Annotated in this window: 17 protein-coding genes; 15 read left to right on the top strand and 2 right to left on the bottom strand. The window is 70.5% G+C overall.

The window, feature by feature from the left end; all coding sequences use genetic code 11:
- The first annotated feature begins 82 nt into the window (after positions 1 to 82).
- The 11 genes from AACG61_RS02055 (at position 83) to recO (ending at position 8,868) form a co-directional block, all read left to right on the top strand.
- Positions 83 to 1,867 carry a tetratricopeptide repeat protein gene (locus AACG61_RS02055; protein ID WP_411838363.1) on the top strand — a complete coding sequence of 595 codons (1,785 nt, stop codon included), beginning with the start codon at positions 83 to 85 and terminating at the stop codon, positions 1,865 to 1,867.
- Positions 1,864 to 2,685, top strand: coding sequence for a 4-(cytidine 5'-diphospho)-2-C-methyl-D-erythritol kinase (locus tag AACG61_RS02060; RefSeq protein ID WP_411838364.1), 822 nt, complete (start codon positions 1,864 to 1,866; stop codon positions 2,683 to 2,685). The genes AACG61_RS02055 and AACG61_RS02060 overlap by 4 nt, the downstream gene beginning before the upstream one ends.
- A 30-nt stretch (positions 2,686 to 2,715) precedes the next feature.
- Positions 2,716 to 3,450, top strand: a complete 735-nt coding sequence (locus AACG61_RS02065) for a pyridoxine 5'-phosphate synthase (RefSeq protein WP_411838365.1) — start codon at positions 2,716 to 2,718, stop codon at positions 3,448 to 3,450.
- On the top strand, positions 3,447 to 3,857 hold the full coding sequence (gene acpS, locus AACG61_RS02070; RefSeq protein ID WP_411838366.1) for a holo-ACP synthase: 411 nt from the start codon (positions 3,447 to 3,449) through the stop codon (positions 3,855 to 3,857). Before AACG61_RS02065 ends, acpS begins: the two co-directional genes overlap by 4 nt.
- A gap of 73 nt (positions 3,858 to 3,930) precedes the next feature.
- The gene (gene lepB, locus AACG61_RS02075; protein ID WP_411838367.1) at positions 3,931 to 4,722 is read left to right on the top strand and encodes a signal peptidase I; all 792 of its coding nucleotides are present in this window, start codon (positions 3,931 to 3,933) and stop codon (positions 4,720 to 4,722) included.
- Complete coding sequence (gene rnc, locus AACG61_RS02080; protein ID WP_411838368.1) at positions 4,719 to 5,408, top strand: ribonuclease III; 690 nt, start codon at positions 4,719 to 4,721, stop codon at positions 5,406 to 5,408. Before lepB ends, rnc begins: the two co-directional genes overlap by 4 nt.
- A complete protein-coding gene (gene era / locus AACG61_RS02085) occupies positions 5,405 to 6,355 on the top strand; it encodes a GTPase Era (protein WP_411838369.1) in 951 nt (316 codons plus the stop codon). The genes rnc and era overlap by 4 nt, the downstream gene beginning before the upstream one ends.
- Positions 6,348 to 6,683: a DUF1491 family protein gene (locus AACG61_RS02090; RefSeq protein ID WP_411838371.1), complete on the top strand. Its 336-nt coding sequence runs from the start codon at positions 6,348 to 6,350 to the stop codon at positions 6,681 to 6,683. Before era ends, AACG61_RS02090 begins: the two co-directional genes overlap by 8 nt.
- A 40-nt stretch (positions 6,684 to 6,723) precedes the next feature.
- Entirely contained in the window at positions 6,724 to 7,653 is a 930-nt protein-coding gene (gene rarD / locus AACG61_RS02095; protein WP_411838372.1) for an EamA family transporter RarD, read from the top strand.
- 52 nt (positions 7,654 to 7,705) lie between these two features.
- Entirely contained in the window at positions 7,706 to 8,152 is a 447-nt protein-coding gene (locus AACG61_RS02100) for a VOC family protein (RefSeq protein ID WP_411838373.1), read from the top strand.
- Between the two features lie 2 nt (positions 8,153 to 8,154).
- A complete protein-coding gene (gene recO / locus AACG61_RS02105) occupies positions 8,155 to 8,868 on the top strand; it encodes a DNA repair protein RecO (RefSeq protein ID WP_411838374.1) in 714 nt (237 codons plus the stop codon).
- Positions 8,869 to 8,872: 4 nt separating this feature from the next.
- On the opposite strand, the gene AACG61_RS02110 is transcribed toward recO, so the two are convergent.
- A complete protein-coding gene (locus tag AACG61_RS02110; protein WP_411838375.1) occupies positions 8,873 to 9,328 on the bottom strand; it encodes an META domain-containing protein in 456 nt (151 codons plus the stop codon).
- A gap of 83 nt (positions 9,329 to 9,411) precedes the next feature.
- Positions 9,412 to 11,019, bottom strand: coding sequence for an acyl-CoA dehydrogenase family protein (locus AACG61_RS02115; protein ID WP_411838376.1), 1,608 nt, complete (start codon positions 11,017 to 11,019; stop codon positions 9,412 to 9,414).
- 160 nt (positions 11,020 to 11,179) lie between these two features.
- Between AACG61_RS02115 and AACG61_RS02120 the strand changes: the two genes are divergently transcribed.
- From AACG61_RS02120 to rnr, 4 genes are read left to right on the top strand one after another with little or no spacing between them, the layout of a single operon-like run.
- Complete coding sequence (locus tag AACG61_RS02120; RefSeq protein ID WP_411838377.1) at positions 11,180 to 11,947, top strand: sulfite exporter TauE/SafE family protein; 768 nt, start codon at positions 11,180 to 11,182, stop codon at positions 11,945 to 11,947.
- A complete protein-coding gene (gene dapE / locus AACG61_RS02125; RefSeq protein ID WP_411838378.1) occupies positions 11,947 to 13,086 on the top strand; it encodes a succinyl-diaminopimelate desuccinylase in 1,140 nt (379 codons plus the stop codon). Before AACG61_RS02120 ends, dapE begins: the two co-directional genes overlap by 1 nt.
- Positions 13,083 to 13,502: a GNAT family N-acetyltransferase gene (locus AACG61_RS02130; protein WP_411838379.1), complete on the top strand. Its 420-nt coding sequence runs from the start codon at positions 13,083 to 13,085 to the stop codon at positions 13,500 to 13,502. Before dapE ends, AACG61_RS02130 begins: the two co-directional genes overlap by 4 nt.
- Complete coding sequence (gene rnr, locus AACG61_RS02135) at positions 13,499 to 15,739, top strand: ribonuclease R (protein ID WP_411838380.1); 2,241 nt, start codon at positions 13,499 to 13,501, stop codon at positions 15,737 to 15,739. Before AACG61_RS02130 ends, rnr begins: the two co-directional genes overlap by 4 nt.
- Positions 15,740 to 15,782: the final 43 nt, after the last annotated feature.

Genomic DNA, 15,782 nt, shown 5'->3' on the forward strand with positions numbered 1-15,782 from the left:
CCGCCGGGCGGGGGCGTTGCCTGCCCGGCATCGGGCCGCTAGGCTTGCGTGCAACGCGAATGTGAACCCGGAAGTGCCGCCCGTGACCCAGACCCGACCCCGCCCCGCCCTGCTGACGCTGGCGCTGCTGGCCGCCCTGTCGGCCGCCGGTCTGCCGGCGCTGGCGCAGGACGCCCCCCAGCCCGCGCCGATCCGCGGCCTGGCCGGGCCCTATCTGGCCGCGCGCATGGCGACGGTCGAGAACGACTTCCGCGCCGCCGCCCGCTATTTCAGCGAGGCCTCGTCCCGCGATCCGCAGGATGTCTATCTGGTGGACAGCGCGCTGGTGGCGCTGGCCTCGGCCGGGGAGGTCGAGCGCGCGGCGCTTCTGGCGGAGCGGCTGTTCCAGGAGGATCGCCCGACCGAGCTGGCAGGCCTGCTGCGCCGCGCGCAGCTGGTGCGCGCCGGCGACTGGCAGGGGGTGATCGACCTGATCGACGCGCGTCCCGAAGGCGACATCCCGCCCGAGCAGGACCTGATGGACGGCACGATCCGGGCCTGGGCGCTGCTGGGCGCGGGCCGCGCGACCGAGGCCGTGGCGGCCTTCGAGGCGCTGGCCGCGACCGAGAGCCTCGCGCCCATCGTGAACTATCACCTGGCGCTGGCCCGCGCGCTGGCGGGCGATTACGAATCCGCCGAGACCCTGATCGGCCAGTCCGAGGCGGGCGGCCATGTTCTGGGCCTGACCGCGCGCGTGCAGATCCTGTCGCAGCTGGGCCGCGGCGACGAGGCGCTGGCGATCCTGGACCAGATCGAGGGGCTGGAGGCCGAGCCGCAGCTTCTGGCCATGCGCGACGCGCTGCGCGACGGGCAGGTGCTGCCCTTCGACGTGATCGCGGGGCCCGGCGACGGGATCGCGCATCTGCTGCTGTCCTTCGCCTCGGCCCTGGCCAGCAGCCCCGACCCCGAGCCTCTGGCGCTGATCCATGCGCGCCTGGCCGCCTGGATCTCTCCGCAGAACGCCGAGGCGCGGCTGATGGCGGCGCAGCTGCTGCAGGAGCGCCAGCAGTTCGACCTGGCCGAGGCCGAGTTCGACGCCGTGCGCGGCATGGGCGAGATGCGCCCCCAGGCCGAACTGTCGCGCATCGACGCCCTGTCGCGCGCGGGCCGGCCCGACGAGGCCGAGAAGGCGGCGCTGGCGCTGACCGCGGCCTATCCAAACCTGGCGCAATCCTGGATCGCCCTGGGCGACGTGCTGCGCCAGCAGGAGAAGTTCGCCCAGTCCGTGCCCAGCTATGACAAGGCGCTGGAGCTGCTGGCGGATGCGCCCGCGGACCTGCGCTGGTTCCCGCTCTATGCCCGCGGCATCGCGCTGGAGCGCGCGGGCCAGTTCGACCGGGCCGAGGCCGACCTGCTGGCCGCGCTGGAGATCCGGCCCGATCAGGCCAGCCTGCTGAACTATCTGGGCTATTCCTGGATCGACCGGGGCGAGAACCTGGACCGCGCGCTGGAGATGATCCAGAAGGCGGTCGAGCTGTCGCCCGGCGACGGCTATATCCTGGACAGCCTGGCCTGGGCCTATTTCCGGCTTGGCCGCTATCAGGAGGCCGTGGCGCCGATGGAGGCCTCCATCGCCAGCATGGCGTCGGACCCGCTGGTCAACGACCATCTGGGCGACATCTACTGGATGGTCGGCCGCCACCGCGAGGCGCAGATCCAGTGGCAGCGCGCCCTGTCGCTGGAACCCGGCGACAGCGGCGAGGTCGATGCCGACCGCATCCGCGACAAGCTGGAGCGCGGGCTGAATGCGGTGATGGCCGAGGAGGACGGCCCCGTGGCCAGCCACCCCACCCAATCCCCGCAGACCGAGGCCGACGCGACCGAATGATCACCGAGCAGGCCCCGGCCAAGCTGAACCTGGCGCTGCATGTCACCGGGCGGCGTGCCGACGGCTATCACCTGCTGGATTCGCTCGTCTGCTTCGCGGCGATGGGCGACCGGGTCACGCTGTCGCCCGGCCCGCTGTCGCTGAGCATCGACGGCCCCTTTGCCGCGGGGCTGGAGGTCGGGAACGACAATCTCTGCCTGCGCGCGGCGCGGCTGGCGGGCGGGCAGGCGGCGATCCGGCTGACCAAGGCGCTGCCGGTCGCCTCGGGCATCGGCGGCGGCTCGGCCGACGCGGCGGCGGTGCTGCGCGGGCTGGCGCGGATGGGCCATCCGCTGCCCGACCGGACCGAACGGCTTGGCGCCGACGTGCCGGTCTGCCTCGCCAGCCGCCCCGCGCGGATGCAGGGCATCGGAGAGATCGTGACCCCGCTGCCGGACCTGCCCGCGCTGCATCTGGTGCTGGCGAACCCGCGCGTCGCGGTGCCGACGCCCGCGATCTTTGCCGCGCTGTCGCGGCGCGACAATCCGGGCCTGCCCGAGATCCCGGCCTTTCGCGATGCGGAGGCGCTGATCGGCTGGCTGCGGACGGTCCGCAACGACCTCGAGGCGCCCGCCATCGCCACCGCCCCGGTCATCGCCGAGGTTCTGGCGGCGCTGTCGGCCACGGGCGCGCGGCTGGCACGCATGTCGGGGTCGGGGGCGACCTGCTTCGGCATCCATGGCGATGCGGCCTCCGCCCGCGCCTCGGCTGCGGCCCTTGCGCGCAAGGGATGGTGGGCGGTCGCGACCGAACTGGCATCCGCCCCGGCACGGGTCTAGACTGCGCCCCGACCCATTCCGGAGGACCCCATGCTGCGCCTTGGCGTCAACATCGACCACGTCGCGACCATCCGCAATGCCCGGGGCACGCCCTGGCCCGACCCGCTGCGCGCCGCGCTGATGGCCGAGGCCGCGGGCGCGGACGGCATCACCGCGCATCTGCGCGAGGATCGCCGCCATATCGGCGACGCCGACATCGACGCGCTGATGGCCCGCCTGACCCGGCCGCTGAACTTCGAGATGGCCGCCACGGCGGAGATGCAGGCCATCGCCCTGCGCCACCGCCCCCACGCCGTCTGCATCGTCCCCGAAAAGCGCGAGGAGCGCACGACCGAGGGCGGATTGGACGTGGCGGGCAACGAGGCTGCGCTGGCCGCCTATATCGCGCCGCTGCGCGAGGCGGGCTGCCGGGTGTCGCTGTTCATCGGCCATGAGCCCGCGCAGATCCGCGCCGCCGCCCGCATCGGCGCGGCGGTGGTCGAGCTGCATACCGGCGCCTATTGCGACCTTGACACCGAGGGGCGGCACGCCGAACGCGACGCCGAACTGGCCGCGCTGCGCGAGGGGGCGGCGCTGGCCGCCGATCTGGGGCTCGAGGTCCATGCGGGCCACGGGCTGACCTTCGACACGGTCGGCCCCATCGCCGCCATCCCCCAGATCGCGGAGCTGAACATCGGGCATTTCCTGATCTCGGAATCGGTGTTCCTGGGTCTGGACGGCGCGATCCGGGAGATGCGCGCCCGCATGGATGCCGCGCGCCCATGATCCTGGGCATCGGCACGGATCTGGCCAATATCGACCGCATCCAGGGCACGCTGGACCGCTTCGGCGACCGGTTCCGGGCCCGCGTCTTCACCGACATCGAACTGGCCCGCGCCGCGCGGCGCGCCGACGAGGCGGGCACGCTGGCCAAGCGTTGGGCCGCCAAGGAGGCCTGCTCCAAGGCGCTTGGCACCGGCCTGGCCATGGGCATCAGCTGGCGCGACATGGCGGTGACGAACCTGCGGTCGGGTCAGCCGGTCATGGCGCTGACCGGATGGGCCGCGGACCGGCTGGCCGCGATGACGCCTGCGGGCCATCACGCCATCGTGCATGTCACGCTGACCGACGACCACCCCTGGGCGCAGGCCTTCGTGGTGATCGAGGCCCGTCCCGGCCCTGCGCCTGCTTGACTTTTGCCCGATCCCCGGCCCATGAACGCCCGGATGCAGGGGCGCGGCCCCCGGACAAAAAGGACCACGCGGAATGGCAACGGCAGCGCCCGAGAAAAAGGACGGCATCTGGGAGACCGTCAAGACGATCTTCTGGGCGCTGGTGATCGCGGGCATTTTCCGCACGCTGTTCTTCCAGCCCTTCTGGATCCCCTCGGGCAGCATGAAGGACACGCTGCTGATCGGCGACTTCCTGTTCGTGAACAAGATGGCCTACGGCTATTCCGCTCATAGCTGCCCCTTCTCGATGTGCCCGATCAGCGGCCGCATCCTGGATCGCGCACCTGAACGCGGCGACGTGGCGGTGTTCCGCCACCCCACCCGCAACGTCGACTTCATCAAGCGCGTGATCGGCCTGCCGGGCGACACGGTGCAGATGCGCGGCGGCCGCCTGTGGATCAACGGAGAGCCGGTGCAGGTCGCCCCCGCCGGAGAGTTCGTCGAGGTCAAGGAGCAGCAGGGCCCGCAGGGCCTGATCCCGCGCTGCGTGAACGACCCGGTCGCCCCCGGCGGCGACTGCATCAGCGAGCGGCAGACCGAGACCCTGCCCGGCGGGCGCAGCCACACCATCCTGAACATCGTCGATGGCTGGGTGGCCGACGACACGCCGACCTTCACCGTCCCCGAGGGCCAGTACTTCTTCATGGGCGACAACCGCGACAATTCCGAGGACAGCCGCTTCCCGGCCGAGATCGGCGGCCTGGGCTTCGTGCCGGCCGAATACCTGATCGGGCGCGCGGACCGGATCATGTTCTCCTCCGCCGGGCGGTCGCTTCTCTACTTCTGGACCTGGCGCTCCGACCGCTTCTTCAAGGCGGTGCATTGACGCCCTCGGCCGACATCCGGGCCTTCATGGCCCGTCTGGGGCATGAGTTCGCGCGCCCCGAACTGCTGATCCGCGCGCTGACGCACGGCTCGATCGCCAGCGTGACGCGGCCCGACAACCAGCGGCTGGAGTTCCTGGGCGACCGCGTCCTGGGCCTGGTCATGGCCGAGGCGCTGTTCTCCGCCGACACCGCCGCCAGCGAGGGCCAGCTGGCGCCCCGCTACAACGCGCTGGTGCGCGGAGAGACCTGCGCCGCCGTCGCGCGCGAGCTGTCTTTGGGCGAGGTGCTGAAGCTGGGCCGGTCCGAGATGCTGTCGGGCGGGCGCCGCAAGGAGGCGCTTCTGGCCGATGCGATGGAGGCCGTGCTGGCCGCCGTCTATCTGGATGCGGGGTTCGAGGCCGCGCGCCGGATCGTGCTGCGCCACTGGGGACCGCGGCTGGAGCGCGTGGCCGAGGACAGCCGCGACGCCAAGACCGCGCTGCAGGAATGGGCGCAGGCCCAGGGCATGCCGCCCCCCGTCTATGAACAGACCGACCGCAGCGGCCCCGACCATGCGCCGGTCTTCCTGATCACCGTCCGGCTGGAGGATGGCCGCCACGCGCAGGCCCGCGGCACGGGCACCAAGCGCAGCATCGAACAGGCCGCCGCCGCAGCGCTGCTGGACCGGCTGGAGAACCCGACATGACCGACGACATCACCACCCCCGACCACGCCACCCCCGATCAGCCCACCCGCGCGGGCTTCGTCGCCCTGATCGGCGAGCCGAACGCGGGCAAATCCACCCTGCTGAACCAGATGGTCGGCGCCAAGGTCAGCATCGTGACCCACAAGGTCCAGACGACCCGCGCCCGCATCCGCGGCATCGCCATGCACGGTCCCGCGCAGATCGTCTTTGTCGACACGCCGGGCATCTTCCGCCCGCGCCGCCGCCTGGACCGCAGCATGGTCGCGGCGGCCTGGGGCGGGGCGTCGGATGCGGATGTGGTGCTGGTCCTGATCGAGGCGCATCGCGGGCTGACCGACGGCGCGCAGGCCATCCTGGACCAGCTGGCCAATCTGGGGCAGGGCACGCCCGTGGCCCTGGTCATCAACAAGATCGACCGCGTCAAGGCCGAGGCCCTGCTCGCGCTCTCCAAGCAGCTGAACGAGGCCTATCCCTTCCGCGAGACCTTCATGATCTCCGCGATGCGCGGCCATGGCTGCCAGCAGCTGCGCGACTGGCTGGCCCGCAGCCTGCCCGAAAGCCCGTGGCTCTACCCCGAGGATCAGATCGCCGACCTGCCCATGCGCATGATCGCGGCCGAGATCACCCGCGAGAAGCTGACCCTGCGCCTGCATGAGGAGATTCCCTATCAGCTGACGGTCGAGACCGAGGCCTGGGAGGAGAAGGACGACGGCAGCGCGCGCGTCGATCAGGTCGTCTATGTCGCCCGGCCCGGCCACAAGGGCATCGTGCTGGGCAAGGGCGGAGAGACGATCAAGGCCGTGGGCCAGGCCGCCCGGGTCGAGCTGGAGGCCTTCATGGGCCGCCGCGTGCACCTGTTCCTGCAGGTCCGCGTCCGCGAGAACTGGGAGAACGAGGCCGAACGCTATGACGAGATCGGCTTGAACTTCCGCGACGGCGATGGCTGAGGCTAGGCTGGCTGCGTCCCTCTGGGTCGCGGCCTATCGGGCGCGGCTGGCCCAGGCCGCTATCCCCGCCTATGTGACGGCGCGGGGCGACGACACGGCGGGCGCCATCGCGGTGAAATGCGCGCATCTGGACGGCAGCGCCGCCTTGTGGATGCGCGAATGGGACATGGACAGCGACACCCGCCCCTGGGTCGCGGTCCAGACCGGCCCCGAACGCGAGATCGACGCCGCCATCGCCCGCCAGCGCGCCCGCGACCCGGACCTCTGGGTGCTGGAGATCGAATCCCGCGACGGGCGCACGCTCCTGGATCAGGACGGGCTTGTCTGACCTCTGGCGGGGTTGCGGGTTGCAGCATATGCATCCGGGCATGAGCATCCCGCAGACCGATTCGCCCAAGGGCCTGGCCTATGCCGTCACAGCCTATCTGCTGTGGGGGTTCCTGCCGATCTACATGAAGGCGCTGGCCCATCTGCCCGCGGCCGAGATCATCGCGCATCGCATCCTGTGGTCGCTGCCCATCGCGGCGGCGGTGCTGCTGTGGCAGGGGCGGGCGGGCGATGTGGGACAGGCGCTGCGCCAGCCGCGGCTTTTGGCCATGGCGGCGCTGACGGCGGTGCTGATCTCGGTCAACTGGCTGATCTATGTCTGGGCCATCGCCAACGATCAGGCGCTGGAGGCGGCGCTCGGCTACTACATCAACCCGCTGTTCAGCGTTTTCCTGGGCGCGACCCTGCTGAAGGAGCGTCTGTCGCGCGGGCAATGGGCGGCCATCGCGCTGGCGGCGGCGGCGGTCGTGCTGCTGACGGTGCAGGCCGGGCGGCTGCCCGTGGTGGCCATCGGGCTGACGCTGTCCTGGGGCATCTATGCCTATTGCAAGAAGAGCCTGCCGCTTGGTCCCAACCAGGGCTTCACGCTGGAGGTGCTGCTGCTGACGCCCTTCGCGGCGGCCTTCCTGATCTGGCAGGCCGCGGCGGGGCAGGCGCATTTCCTGCAGGCAGGCTGGGGGCAGGCGCTGCTGCTGCTGGGCTGCGGGCCGATCACCGCCATCCCGCTGCTGTTCTATGCCAATGGGGCCAAGCTGATCCGCCTGTCGACCATCGGCATCCTGCAATACATCGCGCCGACGATGATCTTCCTCTGCGCCGTGCTGCTCTTCGGAGAGCCCTTCGACGGGGCGCGGCTGGTGGCCTTCCCGATGATCTGGGCGGCACTGGCGATCTATACCGTCACCCTGCTGCGCCAGGCCGGACGGCGGCGGCGCGACCGGCGCGACCTGGCGGCCGGGCGCGCGCAATAGCGGCCTTGCCCGACCGCCGCCGCCGTGTCAGCCTGACCGGAAAGGAGCGCCCATGGCCCGGACCCTTCCCCGACAGCGCGTGACGCTGATCACGCTCGGCGTCGCCGACCTGGCGCGGGCGCAGCGCTTCTATGCGGCCTGGGGCTGGTTGCCGCATCCGCAGTCGCAGCCGGGCATCCTGTTCTATCAGATGAACGGCTCGGCGCTGGCGCTGTTTCCGCTGGCCGATCTGGCCCATGACCAGGGCCGCGAGACGCTGCCCCCCGGCAGCGGCGCCGTCACCCTGGCGCAGAACTGCACCGACCGCGCGGAAGTCGATGCCGTCTTCGATGCGGCCCTGGCGGCGGGCGCCCGCGCGTTGAAGCGCCCCGAGGCGGTCTTCTGGGGCGGCTATTCCGGCTACCTGGCCGACCCGGACGGCCATGTCTGGGAGATCGCCTGCAACCCGTTCTGGCCCCTGTCCGGCGACGGCGCGCTGGTACTGCCCGACGGGGTCTGACCGTGGAATGGCAGGCACCGGGCACCGTCCTCGCACGGCGCCCGCATGGCGAGACCGCGCTGATCATCGACGTGCTGACCGTCGAGCATGGCCGCCATGCCGGGGTGGTGCCCGGCGGCGCCTCATCGCGGCGCGCGGCGATGCTGCAACCCGGCGCGCATCTGGACCTGCGCTGGCGGGCGCGGCAGGCCGATCAGCTGGGCAGCTTCACCGCCGAGCCCTTGCGGCTGCGCAGCGGGCTGATGGGCGATGCGGCGGGGCTGGCAGCGCTGAACGCGGTCTGCGCGCTGCTGGTCTTCGCGCTGCCCGAACGCGATCCGCACCCGCAGCTGACCCTGCGGACCGAGGACCTGCTGGACCGGATCGAGGCCGGGGGCGACTGGTCTGCCGCCTATCTGGCCTGGGAGATGCTGCTGCTGGAGGAGATGGGCTATGGCCTGGACCTGGGCGCCTGCGCGGTCACCGGCGATACCGGCGATCTGGCCTTCGTCAGCCCGCGCAGCGGGCGCGCGGTCAGCCGGGCGGGGGCGGGGGAATGGGCGGACCGGCTGCTGCCGCTGCCGGCGCTGATGGGGGGCACGGCCCAGGGTGACGGCCTGGCCCTGGGGCTGGCCATCACCGGGCATTTCCTGGAACACCGGCTGGCGCCCGATCTGGTCGGGCGGCCCCTGCCGGCGGCGCGCGGGCGGCTGATGCGCCGCCTGCTGCGGGCCTGAGGCCTTACTGGTTGCCGCGCGCGGCCGACAGCGCGTCGGTGGCCTGCTCGGCCGGACGACCGCTTTCGAAGATCAGCCAGGTCGGGCCCTTGATGCGCAGGACGCCGCCGTAATACTCCATCGAGGTCGCCTGCTGCAGCGCCTGGAAGAAGCGCTGCTCGACCGCCTCGTCGGCACAGCCTGCGACGCCGGTGGTCTGCAGCGGCTCGAAGGCCACGGCGGGCAGCGGCACGGTGTTCTTGGCGGCATAGCCGTTGCAGGGGCCGCGGCCCGACACGCCCTCGGGGCGGGTGGTCAGGGTGATGTTGCGCAGCGGCACGGTGCCGTTGCCGATGCCGACCAGCACATAGTCATTGGCCGGGATGCCCCCCATCGGATCGCCGGCGGGTTCCGAACAGGCGGACAGGGCCAGCGTGGCCAGGGCGGCAAGGGCAAGAACGGGGCGGGACGACAGGGACATGGGGCGCGGCTCCTAAAGGCACGGACAAGCGGAACTGACGTGGTCTAGCGTCATTCCGCCGATCGATCCAGTGCATGCGTGCGTCAACCCAAAAGTCGCCGCGCGATCACCTGGGCCTGGATCTCGGCCGCGCCCTCGAAGATGTTCAGGATCCGGGCATCGCACAGCACGCGGCTGATCGGGTATTCCAGCGCGAAACCGTTGCCACCGTGGATCTGCAGCGCATTGTCCGCCGCCGACCACGCCACCCGCGCGCCCAGCAGCTTGGCCATCCCGGCCTCCAGATCGCAGCGCCGACCGTGATCTTTTTCCCACGCGCTGAAATAAGTCAGCTGCCGCGCGATCATGATTTCGACAGCCATCATCGCCAGCTTGTCGGCCACGCGCGGGAATTCCGCCAGGGGCTTGCCGAACTGCCGCCGGTCCAGCGCATAGCGCAACCCCAGCTCCAGCGCGTTCTGCGCCACCCCGATGGCGCGGGCGGCGGTCTGGATGCGGGCCGATTCGAAGGTCTGCATCAGCTGCTTGAAGCCCTGACCCGTCTCTCCTCCCAGAAGGTTGGCGCCCGCCACGCGGAACCCGTCGAAGCCCAGTTCGTATTCCTTCATGCCGCGATAGCCCAGGACCTCGATCTCGCCGCCGGTCATGCCGGGGGTGGGGAAGGGGTCGGCGTCCGTGCCCGGCGTCTTTTCGGCCAGGAACATCGACAGGCCGCGATAGTCGGTCGTGTCGGGGTCGGTGCGCGCCAGCAGGGTCATCACATGGGTGCGGGCGGCATGGGTGATCCAGGTCTTGTTGCCGGTCACGACCCAATCGTCGCCGTCCCTGACCGCCCGCGTCCGCAGCGACCCCAGATCGCTGCCGGTATTGGGTTCGGTGAAGACGGCGGTGGGCAGGGTCTCTCCGCTGGCCAGGCGCGGCAGCCACTGCGCCTTCTGCGCCTCGGTGCCGCCGCAGAGGATCAGCTCGGCCGCGATCTCGCTGCGGGTGCCCAGGGAGCCGACGCCGATATAGCCGCGCGACAGCTCCTCGGACACGACGACCATCGCCGCCTTGGGCATACCCAGACCACCGAACTCTTCGGGGATGGTCAGGCCGAAGACGCCCAGACCCGCCAGCTCCTCGATGATCTCCATCGGGATCAGCTCATCCCTCATGTGCCAGCCATGGGCATGGGGTGCGACCTTGTCATCGGTCCAGCGGCGGAACTGGTCGCGGATCATCTCAAGGTCCGCGTCCAGACCCGACGCGCCGAAGGTCGCGGCACCCGCGTTCCGCGCGATCTGCGCGGCCAGCTCGGCCCGCGCCTCGGGGCTGTTGCCGGCCATCAGGGCGCGCGCCTCCTCCGACGGCTCCCAGGTGACGCCCAGATCGGACAGGCGGGCGAATTCGGTCTGGCTCATCGGGATGCCGCCCAGGATCTGGGTCAGGTATTCCGCCATGCCGATCTGCGCGATCAGCGCCTCCATCGGACCCTCGACCCGCGCCGCCCAGGCCTGCAGCTGCCGCAGCGACAGCACATAGGTCGCCAGCCAGGACAGCGCATGCGCCGCGTGCTGATGCCGGTCCAGAAGCGCCGGATCGACCCGCCCGTCCTGCGTGACGCGGTCGCGCAGCGCGGTGGTGGCGCGGTCCTGCAGGGCGTCCAGTTCCGACAGGACGGCATCCGAGCGGTGCTGAAGGTCTTTCATCCAGGTCATCCTTTCGCGGCGTTGCAGCATGACTAGCGCCTTCGCATCTGCAGCGCAACAATTTTGCGCTGTGCGGCCCATAAGCGACCTAATCTGTCGCACCCGATCCGCGCGTGAAACCGGCCTTTTCCTTTCCCGCGGGCGCGGTTAGCGTGCGCCCATGTTCGGACTGGAGCCCTGGCAATTCCTGGCGGCCTTCGGGATCACCGCCTTTGCAGGATTCGTGAAGGGGGCCCTGGGCTTTGCCATGCCCATGATCATGATGTCGGCCTTCGGCTCCATCATGCCCGCCGCCGTGGCCCTGCCCGCGATGATCCTGCCCACGCTGTTCACCAACGTGCAGCAGGCGGTGCGCGACGGGCGCGGTCCCGCGCTGGACTCGGCGCGCAAGTTCCGCCTGCATATCGCGATGGTCTGCATCTTCATCTGCGTCTCGGCGGGCTTTGCCGCGATCATGCCGCAATGGATCATGTACGGGCTTCTGGGCGTGCCGATCACGCTGTTTGCGCTGTGGCAGCTGTCGGGTCGCCCGCTGGTCCTGAACCTGCGCCACAGGCGGCGGGCCGAAGGGTGGTCGGGCGTCATCGGCGGGCTCTACGGCGGCATCTCGGGCATCTGGGGGCCGCCGCTGATCGTCTATCTGCTCTCCATCGGTACCGACAAGAAGGAGCAGGTCCGCGTCCAGGGCGTGGTCTTCCTGATCGGGGCGGTGGTGCTGTTCGGGGCGCATCTGGTCTCGGGGCTGCTCAATGCGCAGACGCTGCCTTTGTCGGCGCTGCTCTGCATTCCGGCCTTTGCGGGCATGATGGCGGGCTTTGCGTTGCAGGACCGCCTGGATGTCGCGCAGTTCCGCCGCTGGACGCTGATCCTCCTGATCCTGACCGGGCTGAACCTGGTCCGCCGTGCAATCGAACTCTGGAGCCTGTGATGCCTGACGCCGCCGACCTGACCGCCCGCCTGATCCGCTGCCCTTCGGTCACCCCGGAGGAGGGCGGCGCGCTGGTCCTGCTGCAGGAGGTGCTGGAGGACGCGGGCTTCGAATGCCACCGCGTCGACCGGGCGGGCACGCCGAACCTGTTCGCGCGATGGGGCGCCAAGGGGGCGCGGGCCATCGGCTTCAACGGCCATACCGACGTGGTGCCGCCGGGCGACCTGGCCTCCTGGACGCATCCGCCGTTTTCGGGGCATTGGGACGCCGATGACGTGATCTGGGGGCGCGGCGCGACCGACATGAAGTCGGGTGTCGCGGCCTTTGCCTGCGCGGCCATCGACTTCGTGCGCGAGACCCCGCCCGACGGCGCGGTGATCCTGACCATCACCGGCGACGAGGAGGGCACCTCCCGCGACGGAACCATCGCGCTGCTGGACTGGATGGCCGAGACCGGCGAGCGGATGGAGGCCTGCATCGTGGGCGAGCCGTCGAACCCCGAGGTCATGGGCGAGATGATGAAGATCGGCCGCCGCGGATCGGCGACCTACACCATCACCGCGCGGGGCAAGCAGGGGCACGCCGCCTATCCGCACAAGGCGCTGAACCCGCTGCACGCCCTGACCCGCTATCTGGCCGAACTGACCGCCGAGCCGCTGGATCAGGGGACGGATCATTTCGACCCCTCGGGCGTCCAGATCACCACGATCGACTGCGGCAACCCCGCGTCGAACGTGATCCCGGAAAAGGCGGTGGCGGTGGTCAACATCCGCTTCAACGACCTGCACACGGGCGACGGGCTGCACCGCCGCCTGTCCGATCACGCCGCCCGCATCGCGGCCGAGACGGGCGTGACGCTGGACGTCGCGGCCTATGTCTCGGGCGAGGCCTTCCTGACCGCGCCCGGCCCCTTCGTCGATCTGGTGCGCGGCGTGGTCACGCAGGAGACCAACCGCCAGCCGGTCCTGTCGACCTCGGGCGGGACGTCGGATGCGCGGTTCGTCAAGGATCACTGCCCGGTGGTGGAATTCGGCCTGGTCGGGGCCCACATGCATCAGGTGGACGAACGCGTCCCCGCCCAGCAGGTCCGCCAGCTGAAGGTGATCTATCAGCGTATCCTGGAAAGGTTCTTTGCATGACGATCGAGGAAACGACCGATCTGGCCGCCTGCCACGCCCTGCGCCGCACCGTCTTCATCGAGGAGCAGTCCGTCCCCGAGGCCGATGAGATGGACGATCTGGACGAAGGCGCCATCCACCTGCTGGCCCGCGACGAGGCGGGCCGCCCCGTGGCGACCGCGCGCCTGCTGATCAAGGGCGACACGGGCAAGATCGGCCGCGTCTGCGTGCTGGCCGATCAGCGCGGCACCGGCATGGGCGCGGCGCTGATGCAGGCCGCCATCGACGCGCTGATCGCGCGCGGCGTGCGCGAGGCGCATCTGGGATCGCAGGTCCATGCGATGGGGTTCTACGAAAGGCTGGGCTTCGTCGCCGAGGGTCCGGTCTATGACGATGCGGGCATCCCGCATCGCGACATGGTGCGGGTGATCGCATGACCCAGATCCCCGGCAAGGCGCAGATCCTGGAATGGCTGGCCGAACATCCGTCGGCCAATTCCAAGCGCGACATCGCCAAGGCCTTCGGCATCAAGGGCGCCGCGCGGATCGAGCTGAAGCGCCTGCTGAAGGAGCTGGAGGCCGAGGGACAGCTGGAACGCCGCCGCCGCCATTATCTGGACGCCGAGACCCTGCCGCCGGTCACCGTGCTGGAACTGCTGCCCCCCGACGGGTCGGGCGATCTGTTCGCGCGGCCGCTGGAATGGTCGGGGACGGGGCCGATGCCGCGCATCCTCTATGCGGCGCTGAAATCGGACCCGGCGCTTGGGCGCGGCGACCGCTTTCTGGGCCGCCTGATCCCGGTGGTGGGTGAGGATCATCAGTATCAGGCCCGCCTGATCCGCCGCATCACCGCGCAGGCCAACCGCATCACCGGCATCTTCCGCAAGGACAGCGAAGGCGGCCGCATCCTGCCCATCGACAAGGGTCAGGACAAGGAATGGCGTGTGCGCGCCGATGCGACGCTGGACGCCGCCAACGGCGAACTGGTCCAGGCCGAACAGATCGGTCCGCGCCACCGCATGGGCCTGCCGCAGGCGCGCATCATCGAACGCTTGGGCGACCCCTCGGCCCCGCGCGCGGTCAGCCTGATCGCGATCCATCAGCATGGCATTCCCGACGAATTCCCGCAAAAGGCCATCGACGAGGCCGAGGCGGCGACGCCTGCGCCCATGAAGGGTCGCGACGACCTGCGCCACCTGCCGCTGGTCACCATCGACCCGTCGGATGCGCGCGACCATGACGACGCGGTCGCGGCCTTCGCCGAGGATGACGGCGGCGCGACCATCTGGGTCGCCATCGCCGACGTGGCCCATTACGTCCGCCCCGGCTCCGCGCTGGACCGCGAGGCCTGGACGCGGGGCAACTCCACCTATTTCCCCGACCGCGTGGTGCCCATGCTGCCCGAGGCGCTGTCGGCCGACCTGTGTTCGTTGCACGAGGGCGTGGACCGCGCCGTGATCGCGGTCGAGATGCGGCTGGACGCCCAGGGCAACAAGACCGGCCACCGCTTTCACCGCGGCATGATGAACAGCCGCGCGAGCCTGGCCTATGAACAGGCGCAGGCGGGCGCGGACGGTGCGCCCGACGCGCAGACCGAGCCGCTGATGGATGACGTGATCCGTCCGCTATGGCATGCCTATGGCCTGCTGAAATCCGCGCGCGAACGCCGCCAGCCGCTGGAGCTGGACCTGCCCGAGCGCCGGATCGAGCTGAGCCCCGAGGGGCGCGTCAAGGCCGTGGCCTTCCGCGAGCGCCTGGACGCGCATCGCCTGATCGAGGAGTTCATGGTGCTGGCCAACGTGGCCGCCGCCGAGGAGCTGACCCGCCGCCAGCGTCCGCTGCTGTTCCGCGTCCATGAGGAACCCAGCCTGGACAAGATGGAGGCGCTGCGCGAGGTGGCCCAGGCCTCGGGCTTCACGCTGGCCAAGGGGCAGGTGCTGCATACCAGCCACCTGAACCGCCTGCTGGCCCAGGCCGAGGGCGGCGATTTCCACGAGCTGATCAACATCAGCACGCTGCGGTCGATGACCCAGGCCTATTACCACCCCGAGAATTACGGCCATTTCGGCCTGTCGCTGAAAAGCTATGCGCATTTCACCTCGCCCATCCGGCGCTATGCCGACCTGGTGGTGCATCGCGCGCTGATCAGCGCGCATGGCTGGGGCAAGGACGGGCTGACCGAGGACCAGATCGAACGCCTGCCCGAGACCGCCACCCATATCAGCGAGACCGAGCGGCGCAGCATGGCCGCCGAGCGCGACACGACCGACCGCTATCTGGCGGCGTTTCTGGCCGAACGCGTGGGGTCCGAGATGACCGGCCGCATCAGCGGCATCCAGAAGTTCGGCGCCTTCGTCAAGCTGGACGAGACCGGCGCCGACGGACTGCTGCCGATCCGCGCCATCGGGCAGGAGTATTTCCACTTCGACCCCGACCGCCAGATGCTGATCGGCAGCGATACGGGGCTGGAGATCGGGATCGGTCAGCGTGTCACGGTGCGGCTGGCCGAGGCGCTGCCGCTGACGGGCGGGCTGACGCTGGATCTCCTGGAGCTGGAGGGCGCGACGCTGCCGCGCGGCCCGGCCAAGGGGCGACGAGGCGGTCCGGGTCGGATGGCGGTCAAGGCCCGGCTGGCCGAGATCAAGCGCGCCACCAAGCGGCGGCGCAAGCGCTGATCCTTCTTCTTCATGCAAGTATCCCGGGGGGCGCGGGGGCTGG

Origin of the sequence: Paracoccus sp. ME4 (assembly GCF_046736325.1) — a bacterium.
In the GTDB taxonomy this organism is placed as follows: domain Bacteria; phylum Pseudomonadota; class Alphaproteobacteria; order Rhodobacterales; family Rhodobacteraceae; genus Paracoccus.

Excerpts from the sequence above, each read along its gene's own strand:
- AACG61_RS02060 (WP_411838364.1), top strand. The coding sequence starts at position 1,864 with ATGATCACCGAGCAGGCCCCGGCCAAGCTGAACCTGGCGCTGCATGTC.
- AACG61_RS02065 (WP_411838365.1), top strand. The coding sequence starts at position 2,716 with ATGCTGCGCCTTGGCGTCAACATCGACCACGTCGCGACCATCCGCAAT.
- acpS (WP_411838366.1), top strand. The coding sequence starts at position 3,447 with ATGATCCTGGGCATCGGCACGGATCTGGCCAATATCGACCGCATCCAG.
- lepB (WP_411838367.1), top strand. The coding sequence starts at position 3,931 with ATGGCAACGGCAGCGCCCGAGAAAAAGGACGGCATCTGGGAGACCGTC.
- era (WP_411838369.1), top strand. The coding sequence starts at position 5,405 with ATGACCGACGACATCACCACCCCCGACCACGCCACCCCCGATCAGCCC.
- AACG61_RS02090 (WP_411838371.1), top strand. The coding sequence starts at position 6,348 with ATGGCTGAGGCTAGGCTGGCTGCGTCCCTCTGGGTCGCGGCCTATCGG.
- rarD (WP_411838372.1), top strand. The coding sequence starts at position 6,724 with ATGAGCATCCCGCAGACCGATTCGCCCAAGGGCCTGGCCTATGCCGTC.
- AACG61_RS02100 (WP_411838373.1), top strand. The coding sequence starts at position 7,706 with ATGGCCCGGACCCTTCCCCGACAGCGCGTGACGCTGATCACGCTCGGC.
- AACG61_RS02110 (WP_411838375.1), bottom strand. The coding sequence starts at position 9,328 with ATGTCCCTGTCGTCCCGCCCCGTTCTTGCCCTTGCCGCCCTGGCCACG.
- AACG61_RS02115 (WP_411838376.1), bottom strand. The coding sequence starts at position 11,019 with ATGAAAGACCTTCAGCACCGCTCGGATGCCGTCCTGTCGGAACTGGAC.
- AACG61_RS02120 (WP_411838377.1), top strand. The coding sequence starts at position 11,180 with ATGTTCGGACTGGAGCCCTGGCAATTCCTGGCGGCCTTCGGGATCACC.
- dapE (WP_411838378.1), top strand. The coding sequence starts at position 11,947 with ATGCCTGACGCCGCCGACCTGACCGCCCGCCTGATCCGCTGCCCTTCG.
- AACG61_RS02130 (WP_411838379.1), top strand. The coding sequence starts at position 13,083 with ATGACGATCGAGGAAACGACCGATCTGGCCGCCTGCCACGCCCTGCGC.
- rnr (WP_411838380.1), top strand. The coding sequence starts at position 13,499 with ATGACCCAGATCCCCGGCAAGGCGCAGATCCTGGAATGGCTGGCCGAA.